The sequence below is a fragment of the Acetobacter lambici genome (assembly GCF_011516885.1).
Lineage (GTDB): Bacteria > Pseudomonadota > Alphaproteobacteria > Acetobacterales > Acetobacteraceae > Acetobacter > Acetobacter lambici.
In genome coordinates this window covers 1-3,441 of sequence record NZ_WOTD01000100.1, presented here as the reverse complement: position 1 = coordinate 3,441, position 3,441 = coordinate 1, and the positions used below count along the sequence as shown (strand labels likewise).

Genomic DNA, 3,441 nt, shown 5'->3' with positions numbered 1-3,441 from the left:
GAGGGCTGCCCATCCAGAATGCCTCCTTCAGAGAATGGTCAGCATCCTGTGAATCACATTTTTAAACCGATGGGTACCCCGTGAGTCAGGCCAAACAATGGTTGGTATAAGCTCCTGATTGCGTGGGTGACAAAGCGAGGCCGCCTTAGTCGACAAGACCGATTGTCATGGGAATGGGGTTGCGCATGCTGTTTGCAACCGGCGAAAAGTAGTTGGCATGCTGGACAATTTCATCCAGTTCCTTCCGGGAGGCATCGCCTTCTACTGCGATTTTCACACGGATTTTCTGAAAACCCATCTGCTCGGGCTTGCGGTCCGCACCACCGGCACCCCATGCCGCCGTGTTGCTGATATCCCCTTCAATCCAGAGTTCGAGCTTGCTCAGTTTGACGTTACGATAGGTCGCAACCGCCGTAATGCCCACGGCAAGACAGCCGCCAAGGGCCGACAGCACGATCTCGCCCGGGGCGGGGGCCGTGTTCTGGCCGAAAAGGTGCAGGGGTTCATCCACGACGACCGGCGCGTGATCGCCCACATAGCTGAGTGTGCGGTACTGGCCCTCGCACACGGTATGCACCTTGTTGGTGCCGTAGCCATCCGGATTGGAACAACCTTTGTTGCCGAATTCAAGTAGCCCGTCGCGGTCAATCGGGCGCAGGTAGGATGTTACGGTTTCTGTCTTGTTCATTTGTCAGGACGTCCCTTTAAGTGGTCTGCCGGCTCATGGCCTGATCAGATTATTCTCTCTCCCAAACAAATCCACACTTTTTTATAAAAAATAGACAATGCATTGTTTTGTTTGGAAAAAATTTCAGCCTTGCGGGATATAGAGTTCGCCAGTTGTCAACTTTGTCAGCTTTGTCGGGTTACATTTGTGGCGGCAGGGTGTGGAGATAACAGGAGCAAGATATGGTGTGTGAGAGAGGGCATTTTGCATCACCGCTAGTCAATTAACATTTAATTTTGCAGAATAATATAATTCACAATAAAATAAAATTAAAAATAGCAAATGTGAAGCTAAACAATCATTAAAAATAGTGTAATTAGCGATATGATAATTGTTTGAATTTATAAAATCATTTTCAGGGCATGACACATGGAAATTTGTATGTCTGAGAAGAGGCGTAAGCGGACCTGCAGTTAGGAGGAACCGAGGGGAAAGCTTTCACTTCGAACCCGCATAATAGTCTGGCGACTTGTAGAAAATTTTCTGGCTAGTGCAGACACGCTCATACCCTCCGCCAGGTCTTTGAGGACGCTTTGCTTCTCACCTTCTGACAGTACAGAAGGTCGCCCCAGGGTTTTTCCTTCTGACTTTGCTCGTCTGAGGCCGGACTGCGTCCGCTCAATCAGCAGATCCCGTTCAAACTGTGCAACAGCATTCAGAACCTGCATCGTCATTGTGCCGGACGAGCTGGTCAGATCAGCACCACCAAGAGCGAGACAGTAAACCTTCACTCCCATGGCTCCCAGCATTTTAACCGTGGTGCTGACATCCATCGCATCGCGACCAAGACGATCAAGCTTGGTCACGATCAGAACATCTCCAGCTTCCAGTCTATCCATGAGGCGAGCAAAGCCACGCCGTTGCGCGATGGATGTACTCCCGGAAATTGTTTCGGTAACGACGCGACGCGGCTCAACCCGAAAACCGGCTGCTTCAATTTCCTGAATCTGGTTTTCGGTCGTCTGCCCGACTGTTGAGACGCGAACATAGGCAAAGGTGCGTGGCATGGGGCTCATTTCGTCCGAATAGGATGTCCGAAATATGAACTATGTCCGGAATGCTATAAAGGTAATTTACGGACATATCTCTCTACCCCTGTCCGAAAACGATCGTTTTCGGACAGGAGTAACTTATGGCAATGACGCATAAAATGACCTACATTGTAAATATGACCTCGACTGAGGCCTTAACCTTATGGTGCCGGAGATCAGTAATATGATTCGTGTCAATGTTATGCCGAATGGCCGACTTGTCCTGCCGGTGGGTCTGCGCAAGTCACTTGGCGTCGAAAAAGGCGGCCAAGTCATGGCGGAGATCGTGGACGGGGAGGTTCGGTTGATAACACCCGATGCCTCGCTTGATCGAGCCAGAGCATTGTTCCGAAAATATGTCCCGGCCGGGACCTCGATTGCCGACGAAGTCATTGCTGAACGACGCGCAGAAAATACGCTGGATAACCATGACAATAAGGTGCAGCGCTGATGCCGATTTGCGTCATCGACACGTCCGCTGTCTTTGCGGACCTGAACGAAGAAACGGGAGCTGAAGAAGCTCGGCGCTGGCTGAGAGATGCAGCCATCTCCGCCGTTAACCTGCAGGAAATCGTTTCTAAGGCTGTTGATAAAGGCGTCCCGGCCGAAGGAATATCCGAACTTATCGCAGCTCTGCGCCTAGACGTGCGGCCTCTTGATCACAACCTGGCTCTGACGGCCGGATTAATGCGCGATGCAACCAAGCGGGTCGGTCTCAGCCACGGAGACCGCGCCTGTCTGGCATTAGCTAAAAAATTGGATCTCCCTGCGGTCACGGCAGATCGGGCATGGGCTGAAATTGCTGAAGCAATCGGCGTTGAAGTGGTTCTCATTCGATAGACTTACTGGTTGTAAATCTTGTGTAGGTTTTCTGTTCCGCAGCCACCCAAACCCCGGGGGAGCTGCTAGAAAAAGCGGACCTACCGCTTACGCCTCCATGTAGGTCATAAACGGAGCCTTGCGGGTTTCCGGAAAGCGGACAGTCAGCAATAGTTCTCGTTATCCGTCGAGATCCTTTCCAGACTTCTGATTGCTGCATCTGCAGCTGATCAGGAGAAAGTATCATGGAAAAGAAAACGCGTTTTCCATCGCCTACGCTGAAGGCGTCCGTACCTTGGAATGCAGGGAAAATGGTTGGCGCCAAGCGAGCGCTCAAAGAAAAGCACGTCTGGGCTATTCGGTTCTGGCTGGGGAGCGAACAGCGTGTCAGAGACAGAGCTTTGTTTGATCTTGCTCTCGATAGCAAGCTCAGAGGTTGCGATCTTGTCAGCCTTCGTATCGGCGACATCGTGACCAGCGGTCAGGTGCGTCACCGAGCCATGGTCGTCCAGCAGAAAACCCGGCGACCTGTACAGTTCGAAATTACAGAAACAACGCGGGAAAGCGTGCGGGCGTGGCTGGAACATCGCGGTGGTGGCCTGAATGAGTATGTTTTTCCAAGTCGCCTAAGTGTCAGGTTGTGAGACGTCATTGGCGTAATCAAGGATTTCGTCGACCTGTTTCATGATGTCACGACCAGCCAGTTTGATATAGTCTTGATTACGTGACGCGGGATGTTTTTCAAGCCATGAAATGATGCATTGGGCGGGAGCGATGCCGCCCAGAACACGCTGCGGGCGATGATTGTAGGCGAAACAGAAGCCTCTGAGCAGAATTTCCAGATCTTCATGGTTTGAGACACAG

The 3,441-nt window shown here is 51.4% G+C and carries 5 protein-coding genes and 1 pseudogene; 3 read left to right on the top strand and 3 right to left on the bottom strand.

Features of this window, described 5'->3' with window-relative positions; genetic code table 11:
• Positions 1 to 145: 145 nt before the first annotated feature.
• The gene (locus tag GOB86_RS15075) at positions 146 to 688 is read right to left on the bottom strand and encodes an OsmC family protein (RefSeq protein WP_062272169.1); all 543 of its coding nucleotides are present in this window, start codon (positions 686 to 688) and stop codon (positions 146 to 148) included.
• Between the two features lie 452 nt (positions 689 to 1,140).
• Positions 1,141 to 1,734 (bottom strand): recombinase family protein, encoded by a 594-nt coding sequence (locus tag GOB86_RS15070; protein WP_124296605.1) that lies wholly within the window; start codon positions 1,732 to 1,734, stop codon positions 1,141 to 1,143.
• A gap of 208 nt (positions 1,735 to 1,942) precedes the next feature.
• On the opposite strand from GOB86_RS15070, the gene GOB86_RS15065 reads away from it, so the two are divergent.
• The 3 genes from GOB86_RS15065 to GOB86_RS15055 all read left to right on the top strand — a co-directional run bounded on the left by GOB86_RS15065 (position 1,943) and on the right by GOB86_RS15055 (position 3,221).
• Complete coding sequence (locus GOB86_RS15065; protein ID WP_016738498.1) at positions 1,943 to 2,209, top strand: AbrB/MazE/SpoVT family DNA-binding domain-containing protein; 267 nt, start codon at positions 1,943 to 1,945, stop codon at positions 2,207 to 2,209.
• Positions 2,209 to 2,598: a PIN domain-containing protein gene (locus GOB86_RS15060; RefSeq protein ID WP_011251552.1), complete on the top strand. Its 390-nt coding sequence runs from the start codon at positions 2,209 to 2,211 to the stop codon at positions 2,596 to 2,598. Before GOB86_RS15065 ends, GOB86_RS15060 begins: the two co-directional genes overlap by 1 nt.
• 224 nt (positions 2,599 to 2,822) lie before the next feature.
• Positions 2,823 to 3,221: a tyrosine-type recombinase/integrase gene (locus GOB86_RS15055; protein WP_082779659.1), complete on the top strand. Its 399-nt coding sequence runs from the start codon at positions 2,823 to 2,825 to the stop codon at positions 3,219 to 3,221.
• Here the strand turns inward: GOB86_RS15055 and GOB86_RS15960 are convergent.
• A pseudogene (locus GOB86_RS15960) lies at positions 3,204 to 3,441 on the bottom strand (IS481 family transposase); the annotation flags it as partial. The gene GOB86_RS15055 and the pseudogene GOB86_RS15960 sit on opposite strands and share 18 nt — an antisense overlap.